Origin of the sequence: Streptomyces atriruber, from assembly GCF_001418325.1 — a bacterium.
GTDB classification, from domain to species: Bacteria; Actinomycetota; Actinomycetes; order Streptomycetales; family Streptomycetaceae; genus Streptomyces; species Streptomyces atriruber.
Window position 1 is genome coordinate 1 of the sequence record NZ_LIPN01000307.1, and the last position, 19922, is coordinate 19922.

At 72.7% G+C, this 19922-nt stretch carries 20 protein-coding genes; 7 read left to right on the plus strand and 13 right to left on the minus strand.

The window, feature by feature from the left end:
* Positions 1–86 precede the first annotated feature (86 nt).
* From cysC to AOK03_RS28470, 8 genes are all read right to left on the minus strand, one after another.
* Positions 87–668 (minus strand): adenylyl-sulfate kinase, encoded by a 582-nt coding sequence (gene cysC / locus AOK03_RS28440; RefSeq protein WP_055568216.1) that lies wholly within the window; start codon positions 666–668, stop codon positions 87–89.
* The gene (locus tag AOK03_RS28445; protein WP_055568217.1) at positions 668–1381 is read right to left on the minus strand and encodes a phosphoadenylyl-sulfate reductase; all 714 of its coding nucleotides are present in this window, start codon (positions 1379–1381) and stop codon (positions 668–670) included. Before AOK03_RS28445 ends, cysC begins: the two co-directional genes overlap by 1 nt.
* The gene (locus AOK03_RS28450; RefSeq protein ID WP_055568218.1) at positions 1378–1557 is read right to left on the minus strand and encodes a hypothetical protein; all 180 of its coding nucleotides are present in this window, start codon (positions 1555–1557) and stop codon (positions 1378–1380) included. The genes AOK03_RS28445 and AOK03_RS28450 overlap by 4 nt, the downstream gene beginning before the upstream one ends.
* Complete coding sequence (locus AOK03_RS28455; RefSeq protein ID WP_055568219.1) at positions 1554–3251, minus strand: nitrite/sulfite reductase; 1698 nt, start codon at positions 3249–3251, stop codon at positions 1554–1556. Before AOK03_RS28455 ends, AOK03_RS28450 begins: the two co-directional genes overlap by 4 nt.
* Positions 3252–3398: 147 nt before the next feature.
* Positions 3399–3482 (minus strand): putative leader peptide, encoded by an 84-nt coding sequence (locus AOK03_RS45040; protein WP_317850486.1) that lies wholly within the window; start codon positions 3480–3482, stop codon positions 3399–3401.
* A 147-nt stretch (positions 3483–3629) separates the two neighbouring features.
* Positions 3630–4217, minus strand: coding sequence for a GNAT family N-acetyltransferase (locus tag AOK03_RS28460; protein WP_055568220.1), 588 nt, complete (start codon positions 4215–4217; stop codon positions 3630–3632).
* Positions 4218–4299: 82 nt separating this feature from the next.
* Positions 4300–5598: a GAF domain-containing protein gene (locus tag AOK03_RS28465; RefSeq protein ID WP_055568221.1), complete on the minus strand. Its 1299-nt coding sequence runs from the start codon at positions 5596–5598 to the stop codon at positions 4300–4302.
* Between the two features lie 274 nt (positions 5599–5872).
* Complete coding sequence (locus AOK03_RS28470) at positions 5873–7507, minus strand: acyl-CoA dehydrogenase family protein (RefSeq protein WP_055568222.1); 1635 nt, start codon at positions 7505–7507, stop codon at positions 5873–5875.
* Positions 7508–7524: 17 nt separating this feature from the next.
* On the opposite strand from AOK03_RS28470, the gene AOK03_RS28475 reads away from it, so the two are divergent.
* Positions 7525–8694 carry a YihY/virulence factor BrkB family protein gene (locus AOK03_RS28475; RefSeq protein WP_079075008.1) on the plus strand — a complete coding sequence of 390 codons (1170 nt, stop codon included), beginning with the start codon at positions 7525–7527 and terminating at the stop codon, positions 8692–8694.
* A 53-nt stretch (positions 8695–8747) separates the two neighbouring features.
* Here AOK03_RS28475 and AOK03_RS28480 read toward each other — a convergent pair whose 3' ends face one another.
* Positions 8748–9620 carry an SDR family oxidoreductase gene (locus AOK03_RS28480; RefSeq protein WP_055568223.1) on the minus strand — a complete coding sequence of 291 codons (873 nt, stop codon included), beginning with the start codon at positions 9618–9620 and terminating at the stop codon, positions 8748–8750.
* A 93-nt stretch (positions 9621–9713) separates the two neighbouring features.
* Between AOK03_RS28480 and AOK03_RS28485 the strand changes: the two genes are divergently transcribed.
* Both AOK03_RS28485 and AOK03_RS28490 read left to right on the plus strand, forming a co-directional pair.
* Positions 9714–10652: an AraC family transcriptional regulator gene (locus AOK03_RS28485; protein WP_055568224.1), complete on the plus strand. Its 939-nt coding sequence runs from the start codon at positions 9714–9716 to the stop codon at positions 10650–10652.
* A 10-nt stretch (positions 10653–10662) separates the two neighbouring features.
* Positions 10663–11391 carry a DUF6597 domain-containing transcriptional factor gene (locus AOK03_RS28490; protein ID WP_055568225.1) on the plus strand — a complete coding sequence of 243 codons (729 nt, stop codon included), beginning with the start codon at positions 10663–10665 and terminating at the stop codon, positions 11389–11391.
* Here AOK03_RS28490 and AOK03_RS28495 read toward each other — a convergent pair.
* Entirely contained in the window at positions 11371–11796 is a 426-nt protein-coding gene (locus AOK03_RS28495; protein WP_055568236.1) for a VOC family protein, read from the minus strand. The genes AOK03_RS28490 and AOK03_RS28495 overlap by 21 nt on opposite strands.
* A 140-nt stretch (positions 11797–11936) precedes the next feature.
* On the opposite strand from AOK03_RS28495, the gene AOK03_RS28500 reads away from it, so the two are divergent.
* Both AOK03_RS28500 and AOK03_RS28505 read left to right on the plus strand, forming a co-directional pair.
* Positions 11937–12608, plus strand: a complete 672-nt coding sequence (locus tag AOK03_RS28500; protein ID WP_055568237.1) for a DUF4389 domain-containing protein — start codon at positions 11937–11939, stop codon at positions 12606–12608.
* A 37-nt stretch (positions 12609–12645) separates the two neighbouring features.
* Positions 12646–13056: an NUDIX hydrolase gene (locus AOK03_RS28505; protein WP_055568226.1), complete on the plus strand. Its 411-nt coding sequence runs from the start codon at positions 12646–12648 to the stop codon at positions 13054–13056.
* A 10-nt stretch (positions 13057–13066) separates the two neighbouring features.
* Here AOK03_RS28505 and AOK03_RS28510 read toward each other — a convergent pair whose 3' ends face one another.
* Both AOK03_RS28510 and AOK03_RS28515 read right to left on the minus strand, forming a co-directional pair.
* A complete protein-coding gene (locus tag AOK03_RS28510) occupies positions 13067–13810 on the minus strand; it encodes a hypothetical protein (protein ID WP_055568227.1) in 744 nt (247 codons plus the stop codon).
* 43 nt (positions 13811–13853) lie between these two features.
* Complete coding sequence (locus AOK03_RS28515; RefSeq protein ID WP_244177787.1) at positions 13854–15269, minus strand: hypothetical protein; 1416 nt, start codon at positions 15267–15269, stop codon at positions 13854–13856.
* Between the two features lie 63 nt (positions 15270–15332).
* Between AOK03_RS28515 and AOK03_RS28520 the strand changes: the two genes are divergently transcribed.
* Positions 15333–16145 (plus strand): dienelactone hydrolase family protein, encoded by an 813-nt coding sequence (locus AOK03_RS28520; RefSeq protein ID WP_055568239.1) that lies wholly within the window; start codon positions 15333–15335, stop codon positions 16143–16145.
* Positions 16146–16159: 14 nt separating this feature from the next.
* Here the strand turns inward: AOK03_RS28520 and AOK03_RS28525 are convergent, their stop codons facing one another.
* Positions 16160–19021, minus strand: a complete 2862-nt coding sequence (locus AOK03_RS28525; protein WP_079075010.1) for a glycoside hydrolase family 2 TIM barrel-domain containing protein — start codon at positions 19019–19021, stop codon at positions 16160–16162.
* 185 nt (positions 19022–19206) lie between these two features.
* Between AOK03_RS28525 and AOK03_RS28530 the strand changes: the two genes are divergently transcribed.
* Entirely contained in the window at positions 19207–19908 is a 702-nt protein-coding gene (locus AOK03_RS28530) for a pyridoxamine 5'-phosphate oxidase family protein (protein WP_244177789.1), read from the plus strand.
* Positions 19909–19922: the final 14 nt, after the last annotated feature.

A 19922-nucleotide genomic window follows, 5' to 3' on the forward strand; every position in this document is an offset into this window, starting at 1 on the left:
GTGCACCGCCTCCGACTCCAGGGCGTCCAGGTGGCTGAGCGCGTAAGGGCTGTCGGTGCCCTCGTCGGTCACTGTGGCGACGGTCGTCATGCGAGACCCCTTTCGGTGAGCAGCGCGTGGAGAGCCGCCGCGGACTCCTGCACGGTCTGGTCCTGCGACGCGATGCGCAGGTCGGGCGAGTCCGGTGCCTCGTACGGGTCGTCGACCCCGGTCAGCCCGGAGATCTCACCGGCCGCCTGCTTGGCGTACAGGCCCTTCACATCGCGTACGGAGCAGACCTCGACCGGCGTCGCGACGTGCACCTCCAGGTACGCGGTGCCGTTCGCCTGGTGGCGCTTGCGCACCGCCTCGCGGCTGTCGGCGAACGGCGCGATCACCGGCACCAGGGCCAGCACGCCGTTGCGGGCGAGGAGTTCGGCGACGAACCCGATCCGCTGCACGTTGGTGTCCCGGTCCTCGCGGCCGAAGCCGAGGCCCGCCGAGAGGAACGCGCGGATCTCGTCGCCGTCGAGGACCTCCACGCGGCGGCCATCGGCGCGCAGCCGGCCCGCCAGTTCGTACGCGATGGTGGTCTTGCCGGCGCTGGGCAGGCCGGTGAGCCAGACGGTGGCTCCGGTCGTCACGTGGTTCTCCCGGGTCGGTTGCTGCTGCGTCTGCGGCGCGGTCATCAGTGGATCCCGCACTCGGTCTTGGCGTTTCCGGCCCAGCGGCCGGCCCGCGTGTCCTCGCCCTCCAGGAGGCGGCGGGTGCAGGGTGCGCAGCCCACCGAGCCGTAGCCGTCCATCAGGAGCGGGTTGGTGAGGACGCCGTGCTCGGTGACGTACGCGTCGACGTCGTCCTGCGTCCAGCGGGCGATCGGCGAGACCTTGACCTTGCGCCGCTTCTCGTCCCAGCCGACGACCGGGGTGTTCGCCCGGGTCGGCGACTCGTCGCGGCGCAGCCCGGTGGCCCACGCGGCGTATCCCGCGAGACCGTCCTCCAGGGGTTGCACCTTCCGCAGCTTGCAGCACAGGTCCGGGTCGCGGTCGTGGAGCTTGGGGCCGTACGCGGCGTCCTGCTCGGCCACGGTCTGACGGGGCGTCAGGGTGAGGACGTTGACGTCCATCACGGCCTCGACGGCGTCACGGGTGCCGATGGTCTCCGGGAAGTGGTATCCGGTGTCGAGGAACACGACGTCGACACCGGGCCTGGCCCGCGAGGCGAGGTGGGCGACGACCGCGTCCTCCATCGAGGAGGTCACGCAGAAGCGTGCCCCGAAGGTGTCGGCGGCCCATTGGAGGATCTCCAGGGCGGAGGCGTCCTCCAGGTCGCGCCCGGCCTGCTCGGCGAGTGCCTTCAACTCGTCGTCCGTGCGCGACTTCTGATCCTGAGCGGTCGTCATATCTGGCTCTCTCCACTGCTGGTGTGCTGAACACCCCGGGCGAGGAGCCCGAGGAACTTCAGCTGAAAGGCGCGATTGCAGGCCGCGCATTCCCAGGCGCCGTGACCGGCGTCGTTGGGGCGCAGGTCCTCGTCGCCGCAGTAGGGGCAGTGGAACGGGGCGGCACGCTCGCTCACTTGAGGGCCTCCTCGGACGCGCGCGCGGTCCACGTGGCGAACCGCTCGCCTTCCTCGCGCTCCGCCTCGAAGCGCTTCAGGACCCGCTCGATGTAGTCGGGCAGCTCGGTGGCGGTGACCTTCAGACCACGGACCTTGCGGCCGAATCCGGCGTCGAGCCCGAGCGCGCCGCCCAGGTGCACCTGGTAGCCCTCGACCTGGTTGCCCGCGTCGTCGAGCATGAGCTGGCCCTTGAGGCCGATGTCGGCGACCTGGATGCGGGCGCAGGCGTTCGGGCAGCCGTTGATGTTGATGGTGATCGGCTCGTCGAACTCCGGGATGCGGCGCTCCAGTTCGTCGATGAGCGAGGCGCCGCGGGCCTTGGTCTCGACGATGGCGAGCTTGCAGAACTCGATGCCGGTGCAGGCCATGGTGCCGCGCCGGAAGGGCGAGGCGTTGACCCGCAGGTCGAGCGCTTCGAGTGCGGAGACGAGCGCGTCGACCTGCTCCTGCTCGATGTCGAGCACGATCATCTTCTGCTCGGCGGTGGTGCGCAGCCGGCCCGAGCCGTGTGCCTCGGCGACCTCGGCGATCTTCGTCAGGGTGGCGCCGTCGACGCGGCCGACGCGGGGCGCGAAGCCGACGTAGAAGCGTCCGTCCTTCTGCCGGTGCACGCCGAGGTGGTCGCGCCAGGTGCCGGCGGGCTGCTCGGGGGCGGGTCCGTCCACCAGCTTCCGCCGCAGGTACTCGTCCTCGAGGACCTGCCGGAACTTCTCCGGGCCCCAGTCGGCGAGGAGGAACTTCAGACGGGCGCGGTTGCGCAGGCGGCGGTAGCCGTAGTCGCGGAAGATGCCGATGACGCCGCCGAACACGTCCGGCACCTCGTCGAGCGGCACCCAGGCGCCGAGCCGCACGCCCAGCTTGGGGTTGGTCGAGAGGCCGCCGCCGACCCAGAGGTCGAAGCCGGGGCCGTGCTCGGGGTGGTGCACGCCGACGAAGGCCACGTCGTTGATCTCGTGGGCGACGTCGAGCTGCGGCGATCCGGAGATCGCGGTCTTGAACTTGCGCGGCAGGTTCGAGAAGTCCGGGTTGCCGATGAAGCGCCGCTGGATCTCGTCGATGGCGGGGGAGCCGTCGATGATCTCGTTCTCGGCGACGCCCGCCACGGGGGAGCCGAGGACGACGCGGGGCGTGTCGCCGCACGCCTCGGTGGTCGAGAGCCCCACGGCCTCCAGGCGCCGCCAGATCTCGGGGACGTCCTCGATGCGGATCCAGTGGTACTGGATGTTCTGGCGGTCGGTGAGGTCGGCGGTGCCACGGGCGAACTCCTGGGAGATCTCGCCGATGACGCGCAGCTGCTCGGTGGTCAGCCGTCCGCCGTCCACGCGCACGCGGAGCATGAAGTACTCGTCGTCCAGCTCCTCCGGCTCCAGGATCGCGGTCTTGCCGCCGTCGATCCCGGGCTTGCGCTGGGTGTACAGGCCCCACCAGCGCATCCGTCCGCGGAGGTCGTTCGGGTCGATGGAGTCGAATCCACGCTTCGAATAGATCGTCTCAATACGTGTCCGCACATTGAGACCGTCGTCGTCCTTCTTGAACTGCTCGTTCCCGTTGAGCGGCGTGAAGTGACCGACGGCCCACTGGCCCTCGCCGCGGTGACGGCTCGCCTTGCGGCGGGGCGTGGCTGGGGCAGGCTTTTCTGGCGTGGCGGCCATGGTGGTACGTCCTTCGGGGCAGCGGGAAAGCGGCTCTGACCTGCGGATATGGCACGTCGGTACGCGTGCTGGAGGCATGCGGGGACGTGCGCGCGGCGCTGCGCAGGGAGGGGGATCAGTGGATGAGGAGCGGCTGTGCTGAGTCGATCAGCAAGCCGGACACATGGCGCTGGACATGCGGCCGAGGTCGACGTGACGTCGACTCACCAAGGCGTTTCCAGTGCGATCCATGCCGGAAGCGTGTCACGGGACTTTCGACCCAGTCCAGCATTATCCAGAATGCGGACACCCTTGTCCCGTATGGTGGACAAGGGTGTCGTCGGTCACAGGGGACCGAGAGGTGGAAGGGGCGGTTCTACCGCGGTCGATTCAGTCGCGTCAGTCGCGGCCGGACCCCGGCCACGGTCCCGGCGTGGGCAGGTCGGCCTCCTGCTCGACCTTCGTGTCGAAGAGCCTGAAGCCGCGCCGCCGGTAGTTGTCCATGGCGTGCTCGCCGTCCTTGGAGCACGTGTGCAGCCAGACCCGCTCGGTCGGCGCGAGCCCGGGCCACCGCTCGGCCAGGTCCCAGGCCCGCGCGACGCCGTGCGACAGGAGGTGCCCGCCGATCCGGCGCCCCCGGAAGGCGGGGAGCAGACCGAAGTAGACGATCTCGACGACACCCTCCGCCGCGTCCCCGTTCTCCCCGCGCGCCGCCAGCTCCACGTACCCGGCAGGCGTCCCGTGGTCGTACGCGACCCAGGTCTCCACGCCCGGCCGGCCGAGCAGCTTCTGCCACTCCGCGTAGGAGAGGGAGAGCCGGTCGGACCAGCCGATGTCCCCGCCCACGGACGCGTACAGGAACCGGCTGAACTCGGGCGAGGGAACTTCGGCGCGCACGATCCGGACGTCCCCGTCGGGCGCGGCGGCCGGGAGCAGGTCGCTCGGCGACGTCTGCTCCAGGGACCAGGTGGTGACAGTGATGCTCATGGGGCTCAGAGAATCATGTGCCGCATCGGGGAGCCACGTCGCCCTCGGGGAGCCACGTCGCCCTCGGAGGACCACGCCGCCCTCAAGGCTCCGTCAGCCGCCGCGCCGCGCGGACCGCGGGCGCCATCGAGTGGGGCAGCAGGTCCGCCGGGCTCTTCGGCATGATCACGTCGACGTCCACCTCCTCGTGGAAGCGGTAGGGACGGTGGGCGAGCAGCCCGCCCAGATAACGCCGCACGCGGGAGAGCTCGGCGCGGACCGTCACCGTGCGCGCCGGATCGCCGAACATGTCCTCGGCCAGGCCCGAAGCCGTGCGTCCCGTGCGGTACGTGCACAGGAGGTAGAGGAGCTCGGCGTGGCGCGGGCTCAGCTCGTGCGTCCAGTCGTGGGCGCCGCCGAGCACCGAGAGCGTCCAGCGGCGCGGGCTGCTCACGTCCAGGACGAGGCGGGTCGCGGCGACCGGCCGCGGCACGTCACCGGGGTTCTCCAGGCGCAGCAGCCACCCGCCGGGCAGCGGCTCGACCAGACAGGAGCCCAGCGAGGGGAGCCAACTGCGGCCCGCCCCGAAGGTCTTGGGGAGCGCGAGGCGGTCCGCCGGGGGCATGCCCGTCACCGCGGCGGTCCAGCCGTGCACGTCCACCGCGAGCGCCCGCCCGTCGAGGCGCGCGAGCACCGGCGCCGCCACCGCGCGCAGCCGGTCGAGCGCCGTCACGTGCCGGTCCCGCAGCCGCGCCTCGCCGAGCTTGGCCACCGAGTCGACCAGGGCGAGCGTCGCGGGATGGATGGTCTGCAGCGGGCCGCTGACGTCGACGACGCCGAGGAGCCTGCCGTCGCGCGGATCGGTCACCGGGGCGCCCGTGCACGTCCACGGGTGGTGGGTCTGCACGAAGTGCTCGGCGGAGAAGACCTGCACGGGGCGCCGCACCACCAGCGGAGTCCCTATGCCGTTCGTGCCCACGACGTTCTCGCCCCAGTCCGCGCCCGGCTCGAAACCGAGCGAGTCGGCCTTGCGCAGCACCGCCGCGCTGCCCTCGCGCCACAGCACCCGTCCGTCCGCGTCGCTGACGACCATGATGTGCTGCGCCGCGTCCGCCACGGAGACCAGGCCGTCGCGCAGGACGGGCAGGATCTCCAGGAGCGGCGAGGCGCGGCGGCGCTCCTCCAGCTCCTCCTCGGTCAGCAGCCGGGACCGGTGGTCGTGGTCGGGGTCGACCCCGCCGAGGATCATCCGCCCCCACGAGTCGCCGATCACCGGACGCGGCAGGACCCTCGGCCGCTGCCCGGACAGCGTGGCGTCGCGCACCCCCTTCAGGAGGTGCGCGGCGTGCGTGAGGTCCATCGCGGATATGTGCGCGAGGTCGATCGTCGACGGGGCGTTCATGACCACTGGGTCCTTTCCGGCCAGGCCAGTGTGGGGGGGGCGTGCAATTCATCGTGCCCCCTGTGCGCCGCCCCGGGCGCCTCATCGGCGATGAAACGAGCGGGCGTCACGGTGAGTTGCAACCTCCTGCAACCCTGGCCAAGGCCCGGGCGGTGCCTGAATCTGGACAACACGCCGCCCGTGCGGTGTTCACGCTCCTCAAGGGGCCTGAAGAGACGGGGGTGGTGCCGTGTCGGCGCAGCGCCACCCCCGTACCGGCCCCGCCGGGCAGGCTCTAGACGCCGGGAGCGGAGCGCTCCACCACCGCCGCAAGATCGAGACTGTGCGGCAGCGTGCCGAACGCCGCGCCCCAGTCCCTGCCGAGCCGCGAGGCGCAGAAGGCGTCGGCGACCTCCGGCGGCGCGTACCGCACGAGCAGTGACCCCTGGAGCACCAGCGCCATCCGCTCCACGAGCCGTCGCGCCCGCCCCTCGATGCCCTCCAGGTCGGCCAGTTCGGTCAGCAGGTCCTTGATCGCGCCGTCCAGGCGGTGGTCGGCGCCGCGCGCCGTCCCGACCTCCTGAAGGAACGCGTTCAGGGCCCGCGGCTCGCGCTGCAGCGCCCGCAGCACGTCCAGGGCCTGCACGTTCCCCGAGCCCTCCCAGATGGAGTTGAGCGGCGCCTCGCGCAGCAGCCGCGGCATGCCCGACTCCTCCACGTAGCCGTTGCCGCCGAGGCATTCGAGGGCCTCGCCGACCAGCGGCGTGCACCGCTTGGTCACCCAGTACTTCGCGGCCGGCACCGCGAGCCGCAGGAACGCCTGTTCCTGCTTGCTCCCGTCGTCGTAGGCCGCCGCGAGCCGCAGCGCCAGCGTCGTGGCCGCCTCCGACTCCAGTGCCAGATCGGCCAGTACGTTGCGCATGAGCGGCTTGTCGACGAGCTTGCCGCCGAACGCCTCCCGGTACGTGGCGTGGTGCACCGCCTGCGCCACGGCCTGCCGCATCAGCGCCGCCGAGCCGATCACGCAGTCGAGGCGGGTCGCCGCCACCATCTCGATGATGGTGCGCACCCCGCGCCCCTCGTCCCCGACCCGCCGCGCCCACGTCCCGTCGAACTCGACCTCGCTCGACGCGTTGGACTTGTTGCCCAGTTTGTCCTTGAGCCGCTGGATGGCGAACGCGTTCCGCGAGCCGTCCTCCAGCACCCGCGGCACCAGGAAGCAGGTCAGCCCCTGCGCGGCCTGCGCGAGCACCAGGAACCCGTCGGACATGGGCGCGGAGCAGAACCACTTGTGCCCCGTCAGCGCATAGGTTCCGTCCTCCGCGAGGGCCTGCGCGCGCGTCGTGTTGGCCCGTACGTCGCTGCCGCCCTGCTTCTCCGTCATCCCCATGCCGAAGATGGCACCGGCCTTCTGCGACGCGGGACGCAGCCCCGCGTCGTACACGGTCGAGGTCAGGCGCGGCTCCCACTCGGCGGCGAGCGCGGGGTCGGCGCGCAGCGCGGGCACCGCGGCGTGCGTCATCGAGACCGGGCAGCCGTGGCCCCCTTCGGCCTGCGTCCACACGAGGAATCCGGCGGCCCTGCGCAGATGTCCGCCCGGCCGCGACCAGGCGGTGGTCAGGCCCGAGGCGACGGCCTTGCCGAGCAGCCGGTGCCACGCGGGATGGAACTCGACCTCGTCGATCCGATTGCCGTAACGGTCATGTGTGTGCAGAACGGGAGGATTCTCGTTCGCCTGCTCTCCCCACCTCTGTACCTGGGCGGAACCCGAGGCGCGGCCGAGCAACGAGAGCTCGTCGCGGGCGGATTCGAGGAGCGCCGGATCCAGGTGCCGCTCCACCCCCTCCACGAGGGCCCGGTCGGACGTGAATACGTCATATCCCACCAGGGGCGGAGCCTGGTTGGTCACTGTGTGGGTGCTGGCTGCCATGCCGCTACGGTAAGGAGGTGCACCAGGCAAAAGAAACACCCGGGCGGCCGTCGGGCCGCTGGAACCGGGCCCGCGCTCTCTACCGGAACGTCTCCATGCGCAGGACCGCCTGGCTGCTGCTCAAGGACACCGTCAACTCGTGCATCGAGTACCGCATCCTGGGGCTCGCGGCCGAGGCGGCGTTCTTCACGCTGCTCTCCGTCCCGCCGCTGCTGCTGAGCCTCATCGGGCTGCTCGCGTACGTCGACCGGTGGACGGGCGCGGACACCATCACCAGCGTGCAGAGCAACATCCTGGAGGCGTCCCGCACGGTCCTCTCCGACCGGGGCGTCCACCAGATCGCAGAACCGATACTGGACGACGTGATGCGGGTCGGCCGCCCGGACGTCATCTCCATCGGGTTCCTCTTCGCCCTGTGGTCCGGCTCGCGCGCGGTGAACGTCTTCATCGACACCATCACCGTGATGTACGGCCTCGACGGCGCGCGCGGGATCGTCAAGACCCGGATGCTCGCCTTCGGCCTGTTCATCGTGGCGCTGCTCATCGGATCGGTGGCGCTGCCGCTGATGGTGGCGGGCCCGGACGCGGTGGTGAAACTGCTGCCGGGTTCGACGACGGTCGTCCAGATCCTCTACTGGCCGGTCGTCGTGATCCTCTCCGTGGTCTTCCTGACGACGCTGTATCACGTGTCGGTGCCGGTGCGTTCGCCGTGGGTCGAGGACATGCCGGGCGCGCTGATCGCGCTCGCCATGTGGGTGCTCGGCAGCTTCCTGCTCCGCATCTACCTCACCAGCACGGTGGAGGGCCCCACCATCTACGGCTCGCTCGCGGCACCCGTCGCCGTGCTGCTGTGGATCGGTGTCTCCGCGTTCGCGGTCCTGGTCGGCGCCGCGGTCAACGCGGCCATCGACCGGGTCTGGCCGTCCGTCGCCACGGCCGCGGCGCGCGCCGCCAACGACCGCATAAGGGAGGCGCAGGCCGCGGAGGTGGTGGCCCGCGCGGCCGCCGCGCGCGAGGCGCTGGCGGACCCCGACGACCCCGAGATGCCGTCCGAGTTCCCCGAGCGCTGGTCGCGTTTCCTGCCGCCGGACGACGTGTCGTCGCGGCTGCGCACCCCCGCGAAACAGCCGAAGCACGCGAAGCGGAACGGAACGGGGCCCGGGGGGAACGACCCCTCCGGCGACTGAGGAGCGGGGTCCGGGGCAGCGCCCCGTGACCTCGCCCCCCGGCGGGCCTGGGCTCACGCCTTCCAGGTGCCCGCCTCCGCCTGCTCCCTGGCGAAGTCGGCGAAATCCCTGGGTTCCCGGCCCAGTGCCTCCCGTACCCCCTCGGAGAGCTTCGCGTTGCGGCCGTCGAGGTTCGTCTCGAACAGCTCGATCAGGAACTCCACTTCCTCGGCGGGCACCCCGAACCGCGCGAGCGCCGCCCCGTAGTCACGGGCGGACACCGGCACGTACGTCATCTCCCGCCCGGCCGCCGCCGCGACCTCCCCGACCGCCTGCCGGAACGAGAGCAGCCGGGGACCCGTGAGGTCCAGGGTCCGGCCCGTGAACCGGTCGCCGCCGGTCAGCGCGGCCACCACCACGTCCGCGATGTCCCGGGCGTCGATGAACGGTTCGAGCACCTCACCGGCGGGGAACACCAGCTCCCCGCCCCGCATCCCGTCCAGCAGCGGGCCCTCGCTGAGGTTCTGCGCGAACCAACTGGCCCGCACGACGGTCCACTCGGCCCCCGCGTCCCGCACGGCCTGCTCGGTCGCGTGCGCCTGGTCCTCGCCGCGCGCCGAGAGCAGCGTCAGCCGCCGTACGCCGACCGCGACCGCCTCGCGGGCGAACGCGCCGACCGCCTCGGCCGCGCCGGGAGCCCCGACGTCCGGCAGGTACGCGAGGTGCGCGGCGTCGACGCCGCGTAGGGCGCCCGCCCAGGTCGACCGGTCCGTCCAGTCGAACGGCACCGCGCCGGACCGCGAGGCCGCCCGCACCGTGAGCCCGGCCGCCTCGGCCGACTCCACGACCCTGCGGCCCACCCGGCCGGTCGCGCCCGTCACCAGAACCGTCATGTCCGTGTTCATCGTGTTCCCCCTGCTCGTCGTGTTCCCCGTGTTCGTCGTCATGCATGTCAGTCAACTGCCGGGCAGGCCGCGGGACCATCGTCGAAGAGCTCACGGCCATACGCGTGCGTCCATGCGTCCGTCTACGCTTCCGCCATGGACGTACTCGCCGGCCTGCTGGAGGGACCGCGCGCGCGAGGAGCTTTCATGATCCGCGCGCTCTTCGACCCGCCCTGGTCCGTCCGCATCGCGGACGAAGCCCCCCTCTCCGTCATGATCATGGTGCGCGGGAACGCCTGGATCGCCCCCGCGGACGGGACGCCCGCCCAGCGCATCCGCCCCGGCGACCTCGCCATCGCCCGCGGCCCCGACCACTACACCTGCGCCGGGGACCCCACCACCGCGCCCTTCGCCGAGATCCGGCCGGGGGAGCGCTGCGTACCGCTCGACGGCGCCCCCGTGGCCCGCTACCGCGACCTCGGCCCGCGCACCTGGGGCGAGGGGCACGACGGCTCGGTGGAGATGCTGATCGGCACCTACCAGATGCGGGGCGAGCTCACCGGACGGCTCCTCGACGTGCTGCCGCCGCTGCTCGTCCTGCCCGCCGAGGTGTGGGAGTGCCCGCTCACGCCGCTCGTCGCCGAGGAGATCGGCAAGGACGAGCCGGGCCAGGCCGTCGTCCTCGACCGGCTCCTCGACCTGCTCCTGATCGCCGCCCTGCGCGCCTGGTTCTCCCGCCCCGAGGCCGAGGCGCCCGCCTGGTACCGGGCGATGGGCGACCCGGTCGTCGGCCGCGCCCTGCGCCTGCTGCAGGACGATCCGGCCCACCCCTGGACCATCGCGGACCTCGCGGCGAAGGCGGGCGTCTCGCGGGCCGCGCTGGCCCGGCGGTTCGCGGACCTGGTGGGGGAGCCCCCGATGACGTACCTGACGAACTGGCGGCTCGCGCTCGCCGCCGACCTGCTCCGCGACAGCGAGCTGACCATCGGCTCGATCGCCCGCCGCGTCGGGTACGGCAGCGCGTTCGCCCTGTCCGGCGCCTTCAAGCGGGTGTACGGGGTCAGCCCGCAGGAACACCGCGGCAGCGCGGCGTAACCTGGATCCCGTGGCCACAGAGAGCGTCGCGCCCGGCGACTACCGGGAGCGGCCGTCCCGGCTGACCGGCGCGGTCGTCTGGACCTGCGTGGCCACGGGCGCCCCCGGCGACACCCGCCCCGTGCTGCCCGACGGATGCATGGACCTGCTGTGGACCGAGGGCAGACTGTTCGTCGCGGGCCCGGACACCCATGCGTACGTTCCCGAGGTCGTGTCCCCCGGCAGCCGCTACGTCGGCATCCGCTTCTACCCCGGCACCGCGCCCGCCTTCCTCGGCGTCCCCGCCCATGAACTCCGCGACCGGCGGGTGGAGTTGGCGGACCTGTGGACCGCGGCCGAGGTGCGCCGCCTCACCGAGCGGGTGGACGACGCGGGCGACCCGATGGCCGTCCTGGAGGCCGTCGCCGCGGAGCGCGCCGCCGACGCCGAACCGCCCGACCCCCTGCTCGCCCACATCGTCGCTTCGCTGGGCGCGGGCCGCTCGGTCGCGCGCACCGCGGCGGACGCGGGTGTCAACGCCCGCCTGCTGCACCGTCGTTCGCTGCCCGCCTTCGGCTACGGACCCAAGACGCTGGCCCGGGTACTGCGCCTGCAGCGGGCCCTCGCGCTGGCCGGGGACGGCATGTCGTACGCGGACACGGCGGCCGTCGCGGGCTTCGCCGACCAGGCCCACCTGGCCCGCGACGTCAAGGAGTTGACGGGAACGCCGCTCGGCACGCTACTCGGCGGCGGTTCCTAGCGGAGCGAACAGGTCGACGCCGTTGCCGTCCGGGTCGAGCACGACCGCGTACCGCTGGCCCCAGGGCGCGTCGAACGGCTTGAGCCCGCTCGCGTACCCGGCGGCCGTCATGTCCTGGTGCGCCGCGTCGACCCCGGCGGGCGTCCCGCAGTGGAAGGCGAGCCCGATCCGGCCCCCGCCCGCGGGCGCCTGCCAGTCCGGGTGGAAGGACCGGACGGTCTCCTCCGTGTCGAAGGCGATGCGCAGGCCGCCGGGGAGCGCCGCCTCCACGTGCGGCAGGCTCTCGGACCCGTCGGGGAACTCCAGGCCGAGCCTGCGGTAGAAGGCGAGCGACGCGGTCAGGTCGGAGACGACCAGGCCGATCAGGTCGAATCGGGGCGTGGGTGCAGTCGGTGTGCTGTTCATGTCCGCAGCGTAGGCAGCGGTCCCGCGCCCGGTCTTGAAGGAAACGGACACGGCGCCTCTTCTTGTCGCGCACGGCTTTCGGCCGTACATGGAAAGGGGAGAGCGGGTGCGGCCCCGCACCCGCGAGGGAGATGATCGCCATGGCGTCGTCCGTGCCCCCTTCGCCGCACGAACACCTGGCAGGGCCGGTCCGTCTCCGGGCGGAGTACGACCCCGCGCCGTCCCGCTGGCTGTGGCTCGTCAAATGGCTCCTCGCGATCCCGCACTACCTCGTCCTCGCATTCCTCTGGACCGCGTTCTTCCTGGTCACCGTGGTCGCGTTCGTCAACATTCTGATCACGGCCCGCTATCCGCGCGCCCTCTTCGACTTCAACGTGGGCGTGCTGCGCTGGACCTGGCGCGTGGAGTACTACTCGTACGGCGTGCTCGGCACCGACCGCTATCCGCCCTTCTCGCTGCACGACGTGCCGGACTATCCCGCGCACCTGGAGATCGACCGTCCGGAGCGGCTCTCCCGCGGTCTGGTGCTCGTCAAGTGGTGGCTGCTCGTCCTGCCGCAGCTCGCCGTGCTCTTCCTGATCATGGGCGCCTACCGCTTCAACGGCGGCCTCACCGGGCTGCTCGCCGTGTACGCGGGCGTGGTGCTGCTCTTCCGCGGCCGCTACCCCCGGGACATGTACGACCTCAATGTGGGACTGCACCGCTGGGGCGCGCGGGTGGTGGCCTACGGCACTCTGCTGACGGACGTCTACCCTCCGTTCCGCCTCGACCAGGGAGAACGCGAACCGGTGGCCGACGAGCCGCTGCCGTGACTGTCACGGTCCCCGATTCCCCGCTACGTTGGAAGACATGGACTATCCCGGTGACAACCGGCTCGCGGCGGCTGTCGTGGTGTTCCGCCGCCGTGTGCTGCTCGTGCGACGCAGCGAGACCGAGCGGTTCCTGCCCGGTGTGTGGGGCGTGCCGTGCGGGAAGCTGGAGCCCGGCGAGAGTCCGCGGGACGGCGTGCTGAGAGAGCTCAAGGAAGAGACGGGACTCCTCGGCCGGGTCCTGCGCAAGGTCGGCGAATCCTCCTTCGTCAGTACGTACCACGGGCACGAGGTCAAGAACTGGCAGGACAACTTCCTCGTCCGCCCCCTCACCTTCGACGTGGTCCTGCCCCAGCCCGACCAGGACCACCGCTGGCTCCACCCCGCCGAGCTCGGCACCGTCCGGATCGACGACTACAACCGCGAGATCGTCCGCCAGGCCTTCGGCTGAGCCGCCTCCATCAGATCGTCGGGTCCTCCGCGAGCAGGTCGGCCAGCGCCGACAGCTCCGCCAGGTAGTCGTTCACCTCAAGACGCTTCTTCGCCACCGCGAGCCCCGCCGGGCCGCCCGTGGCCGCCCCCGCGAACACGTCCGTGTACCGCCGCCGTCCCGCCCCCGTCTCCAGGAACAGCGTGACCGTCGGCCGCTCCGCGTCGCACCACGCGCGGTGCAGCACGTGCGGCGGCAGCGCGTAGCCGCTCCCCGCCGTGTACCGCGCGCTCTGCACGAGCCGCAGCCGCGCGTCGCCCGCCGGTTCCAGGAGCCAATCGTCCTCCTCACCCGTCAGGGACTCCCGGTACCACGACGTGGCGACGCCCTCGTCCGCAGCGGGACCCGCGGGCTCGTACAGCTCCATGCCGAGCGCACCCCGCACCACGTACGAGGCGAGCGGGGAACGGTGGTTGTGGATGTCCTCGGGGGTGGCGCGGCCCGGATGCCACACGTGCGCGCGCAGCATGTGCCGCGGACCGCCGTCGATCAGGAGCAGCTTGTCGAAGCCGAGGACGTGGCGGTACGACAGGAGGGCGCACCCCGACGGGTCGCCGGCGCCTGCCGCCAGCTCGCGGACCAGCGGCAACAGGCGTGTGGGGGAGCCCAGTTCGGCGACGGCGGCGCGGGCCGCACGCACCAGCTCGTCCCTCTCCGGCCCGTCCAGCGACTTCTCCAGAAGCCTCGTGGCGTCCTGGACGTGCCGACCACCCAATGCACTCTCCCCCTCGTCGCGCTCTGCCCCTCGTCCGCCCGCCTCAGCCACCCGGCTGATACATCCATACGGCATGTGCCCGCAGCGCCGAAAGGCCTTGGTAGGTCATCCACAGCGGGTAGGCGAAATCGTCCCCGTCCCACGTCCAGATCCCGTTGTCCTGCTGCCGCCACACGCACGCCGCCGCCCCCGCGAGCATCTCCTGCCGGACCGCTTCCGTGCCCTCGTCGACGGCGACCGCCTGCGCGCCCGGCGTGAGCAGCGCCCGCATCACCCAGGCCGCCGAGAAGTGCCGCACGGCGAGCACCTCGGAGCGCGACGCGTCGACGGGATGCGGTCGGCGGACCGTCTCGTGGCCGCTCGCCAGGTCGTCGCAGCCGTCGTGTGCTGCCCCGGGGCAGGAGAGCAGCCAGCGGATGCCCTCCCTGCGCGTGTCGCGGGCGTTCGTGTCCTCGCCGAGCACCCCGGCCGCCCGGTCGAGGGCGACGACGGCCTGCGCCGTGTGCACGGCCGAGGGCGCCACCGTCCGGCCGCGCGGCGGGGTGAGCCGGGAGCCCCAGCAGCGCCGGTGGCCGCGTGCCGGATCGGTGACGGCCCCGTCGACGAGCGCGTCCCGCAGGACCGGCAGCGCGGGCGAGCCGGGCGCCGCGCGCAGCAGCCCGCGCAGCACCGTGGTGACGACATGGGTCAACTCCGCCCCCGCGGGCTCCAGTTCACGGGTGAAGCGCTCCGTGCACCGCTGCGCCTCCGTGGCGAGGAGCCCGGGGTCCGCGCCCGCCCGCGCGAGCGCGCCGAGCACCAGACCGGTCACCTCGGGGCGCCCCACCGTGCCCTGCGAGCGGGCCGCCCAGCCGCCCTCGGGCAGCCGCAGCCGCCACAGCGTCTCGACGAGCTCGGACGTGCGCAACCGCCCGTCGGGCATGCCGAGTTCGAGGGCGATGTGCAGTCCGTACGCGGTACCGGTCGGTGTCGGCCGCACCGGCTCAGGCTGCTCGTCGAGGGCGTGCGGCCAGCCGGTGAGACGGCCGCGCGGCGGATCGTCGAAGACCGTCAGGCGCTCGACGAGGGTGGCGTACGCGGCGGTGGAGAGCCCCGGCAGCGGCCCCGGCGCGCCCGGATCCGCCGCGTCGCGTCCCGCACTCGGCGGCGGGCGGCGCGGCGAAGGCACCCCGTCCGGATCCCCGGCGCGCCCGTCCTCGGACGCGCCCCTGGCCCGCAGCAGCGCGGCGGCGAGCCAGGCGGAGATCCCCGTCCCGAGGCCGCTGACCACGGCGAGCGAATAGCGGGCCGTGTCCCCGAACAGCGCGTCGGGCAGCAGCCCCACCAGGGCCTGGAAGACGGCGTAGCCCACGGCGACGGGGCCGAACCTGCCCAGCCACGTCACCACCCGCCCCGACGGGGGGTCGAGAGGCGGTTCGGGTGGCACGGGATGCCCGGCGGGGTCTGTGCTTGCGCGCATGCGTGCTGTAGGCATGAACTCCACCTACCCATAAGACACTTGTGACGAAAGGGAGTGAGCACCGTGCCGGGTTCCGAACCGACGGCGGACCTCACAGGATGGAACAGGGCCCCGTTCACCGGGGCGGGTCTCACACATGATGTCCATGAGAAAGGGACAGGCCCGGGCGTCGTCCTGGTTCCCGAGATCCCGGGCGTGCACCCCGGAGTCCTGGGCCTGGGCGAGCACTTGGTGAAGCAGGGCTTCACCGTCGCGATCCCGTCCCCCTTCGGTGAGCCGGGCCGCCCGGTCTCGGTACCGTACGCCATGGGCGTCTTCGGCCGGGTCTGCGTGGCCTCCGAGTTCCGCGCCTTCGCCACCAACGCCCGGCGCCCCTTCGCCGACTACCTCCGCGCCCTGGCCCGCGACCTGGCGTCGCGCACACCGGGTCCGGGCGTCGGCGTCATCGGCATGTGCTTCACGGGCGGCTTCGCGCTGGCCGCCGCCACGGAGGACGCCGTCCTCGCCCCCGTGCTCAGCCAGCCCTCGCTGCCGCTCCCGGTGAGCGCCGCGCGCCGGGTCGACCCCGGCATGTCCCGCGACGAGTTCGACACGATCGTGGCCCGCACCAAGAACGCGGGCCTGTGCGCGCTCGGCCTGCGGTTCAGCGAGGACAAGCTGGTCCCCCGCGACCGCTTCGACACCCTGCGCCGCCACTTCGGCGACGCCTTCGAGGTCATCGAGCTCGACTCGTCGCCGGGCAACGCGACGGGGTTCGCGAAGTCCGCGCACTCCGTTCTCACGGAGGAGGTGCGCGAGGTGCCGGGGCACCCCGCGTACGCCGCGCGCGAGCGGGTCGTCCAGTTCCTGCGGGAGCGGCTGGCCCCCACGGGGTGAGGGCCAGGGGCGGCTCAGCCGTCCGGCAGGGAGAAGATGCAGCTCAGTGACGAGGGCCGGGGGCCGGCGGGGAGTTCGTACTGCGGCAGGACGCCGGGACCGCACGACTGGGTGCCGATGCCGTGCCGGTCGATGTCGAGGTTGACCCAGACGGTGTCCCCCGGGGTGAGGTCGGTGCGGTGGCGGGCGGCGTCGAGCTGTTCGGTCGTCCAGCGGCGGGCGGTGAACGCGGGGGCGCCGTCGCTCTCCACGCGCAGCCCGCCGACCTCGGCCCAGCGGACGGCCGCGCGGGCCCCGTTCTCCTGCGGGCGCACGTACGGCGTCTGGAGCGCGTCGACATCCGACTCCCAGACGCCGATCAGCGAGGCGGCCGCGGTGTCGGGGTAGGCCTCGCCGGGCCCGCCGCCGAACCACCGCACCGGTCCCGCCGCGCCCGGCAGCCCGAAGCGGATGCCGATGCGGGGCAGCGGCACGGACCAGTCGCCCTCCGGCGTGACGGACATCCGCAGCAGCAGCTTGCTGCCGTCGGACGCCCAGTGGTACTCGGTGCGCAGCGCCAGATCGCTCGCCGCGGGCGCCACCCGGGTGCGCACGGTCAGCCCCTCGTCGGTCGGCTCGACGGCCTCGACGCGGTGCCGCATCCGGTGCAGGCCGAGGGCGCGCCAGCGGGCGGCCACGGACGGTTCGGGGCGCCAGGGCATGCCGTTGTCGTTGTCGGTGGGGGCCCGCCACACGTCCAGGCGCAGGCCGGTGATCTCGCGGTCGTGCAGGGCGAGGAGCGCGCCGGTGCGGGCGTCGAAGGACGCGGCGCCGAGGGTGATCCGCCGGCCGTCCGCGTCCGTCGAGGGCGTTGCGCCGCCGGGCACGGGCAGGATGATCCCGTACTCGACGGGCAGTTGGGCCCACGCCACCACGTGCCCCTTCGCCGCCCACGCCGTGTCCTCGGCGAGCGAGGCCCGCACCGTCCACTGGGTCTCGGCGTCCGGGTCCCGGCGCGGCGGGGACGGCAGGCCGACCTCCGCGCGCTCGCCGGGGCCGACCGGCGGCACCGCGAGCGCACCCTCGGCGACGGTCGTGCCGTCCTTCTCGTACGTCCAGGTGAAGACGAGGTGGGAGAGGTCGGCGAAGTCGTGGAGGTTGGTGATCGCGACCGTGCCGGACGGCCCGTCGCCCTCGATCCGGACCGGCTCGATCACCTTCTTGTACTCGACGAGCCCGGGGGACGGCGTCCGGTCGGGGAAGACGAGGCCGTCGCAGACGAAGTTCCCGTCGTGCAGCTCCTCGCCGAAGTCGCCGCCGTACGCGTACTCGTACGCGGGGTGCGCGATGCCGTGGTCGATCCACTCCCAGACGAAGCCGCCCTGCAGCCGGTCGTACGTCTCGAACAGCTGCTGGTACTCGCTGAGCCCGCCGGGTCCGTTGCCCATCGCGTGCGCGTACTCGCAGAGGAGGAACGGGAGCCGTCGCCGCTTGTCCGGTCCCTCGTCCTCGCCCCGGCCGATGCGCTCGACCTCGGCGTGGTCCGCGTACATCCGTGAGTACACGTCCGTGTCCGCGCAGGACCGGTCGCCCTCGTAGTGGAGCAGGCGGCTGTCGTCGCGTGCGCGGATCCAGTCGGCCATCGCGGTCAGACCGCGTCCCGTACCGCACTCGTTGCCGAGCGACCACAGGACCACCGACGGGTGGTTCTTGTCGCGCTCGACCATGCGGGCCGCGCGGTCCAGGAGCGCGGGCGTCCAGCGGGCGTCGTCGGCGGGGTTGGCGCGCCAGTCGACGGCTCCGAAGCCGTGGGTCTCCAGGTCGCACTCGTCGACGACCCACAGGCCGAGCTCGTCGCAGAGGTCGAGGAAGGCGGGGTGGGGCGGGTAGTGGCTGGTGCGGACGGCGTTGATGTTGTGACGCTTCATCAGCAGGACGTCCGCGCGCATCGTGGCGACATCGAGGGCGCGGCCCGTCTCCGGGTGGAACTCGTGGCGGTTCACCCCCCGGAAGAGGAGGGGGCGGCCGTTGACCTTGATGGTGCCGTCCTCCAGGGCGACCGTGCGGAAGCCGACGCGCAGCGCGATGCGCTCGCCGGGCGTGGCCAGCGTCGCGTCGTACAGCCGCGGCGTCTCGGCCGTCCACGGTTCCACGGCCACGGCGACCTCCTCGCCGGTCGCCACGTCGATGCCCAACTCGGCGACGGTGACGCGTCCTTGGACGTCCGAGTCGACCCGCAGCGTGCCCGTGCCCGCGCGGTGGTCGTAGGCGGCGTGGACGAAGAAGTCGCGGGCGCAGCCCTCGGGCCGGTGCAGCAGCGTCACGTCGCGGAAGATGCCGGGCAGCCACCACTGGTCCTGGTCCTCCAGGTACGAACCGGCGGACCACTGGTGGACGCGGACCGCGAGGACGTTGCCCCCGGGGCGCAGCAGCTCGCCGACGGCGAACTCGTGGGGGAGGCGGGAGCCCTTGAAGTCGCCGAGCTCCGTGCCGTTCAGCCAGACGCGGGCGCAGGACTCGACGCCGTCGAAGCGGAGGACGGCGGCGCCGTCCCGCGGCCAGTCGGCGGGCAGGTCGAAGGTGCGCAGATGGTCGCCGGTGGGGTTCTCGGTGGGTACGCGCGGCGGGTCCAGCGGGAACGGGTAGAGCATGTTGGTGTACTGGGGCGCGCCGTGGCCCTGCAGCACCCAGTGGCCGGGCACCGCGATCTCGTCCCAGGCCCCGCAGTCGTATCCGGCGGTGGCGAAGGTGTCGTCCTCGGTGTCGGCTGTGGGGGAGAGGCGGAAGCGCCATGGGCCGTTGAGGGAGAGAGCGGCGGCGTCCGACGTCGCGTACCACGCGCGGGGCGGGAGGCTGCCGGTGCCGGGGGACACGTCCTCGTGGTGGGGAAGCTCCATGGGTTCCATGAGACCGCGCGGGGGCGGGGGCCCGCCATCCTCCAGGGGCGGGAGTCGTTGGATTCTTCGGGGCGGGCTTGGACGCGTGACGCGCGTGGTGCGCATATCGTTCCGAGTGACGCTTCGTACGACGAATTCCGTCGGACTCTGGTCATTCGTGCGCGGTATCGGTAGCTTGGCGCGACGTGAACGATCACCCTGAGCAGCGCGAGGGCACCGCGCTCCCCGCGACCCTGCCCGTCACCGACCGCACCCGCCACCGCCGCCTGCGCGAGCAGGGCAGCCTGGACCGCGCCGATCTGGAAGCGGTCCTCGACGCGGGCTTCGTCTGCCACCTCGGCGTCGTCGTCGACGGCAGCCCGATGGTCGTGCCCACCGTCTACGGCCGCGACGACACCCACCTCTACCTGCACGGCTCCGTCGCCAGCCGCAGCCTCGCCGCCGACCCCGAGGCGCCGGTCTGCGTCACCGTCACGCACATCGACGGGCTGATCCTCGCCCGCTCGGTGTTCGAACACGGCGTCAGCTACCGCAGCGCGATGATCCACGGCGTGCCGCGCCCGGTGACCGACCCCGAGGAGAAGCTGCGCGGCCTGCGCCTGCTCACCGAGCACGCCACACCAGGCCAGTGGGACTACGCCCGCCGCCCCAGCCGCAAGGAGCTCGCCGCGACCACCCTGCTCGCCCTCTCCTTGGCGGAGGCCTCGGTCAAGGTCGCGGCGGGCCCGCCGGACGACGGCACGGGCCCGGACGCCGCACTCGGCATCTGGGCGGGCAACCTGCCGCTGACGGCGGCGTGGGGCGCGCCGGTGCCGGATCCGCTGCTGCCCGCAGGCATCGAACCGCCGCGGCACATCGCGGGGCGGAGCGGGACGCGACAGGGGTGAGGGCCCCGGTCGCT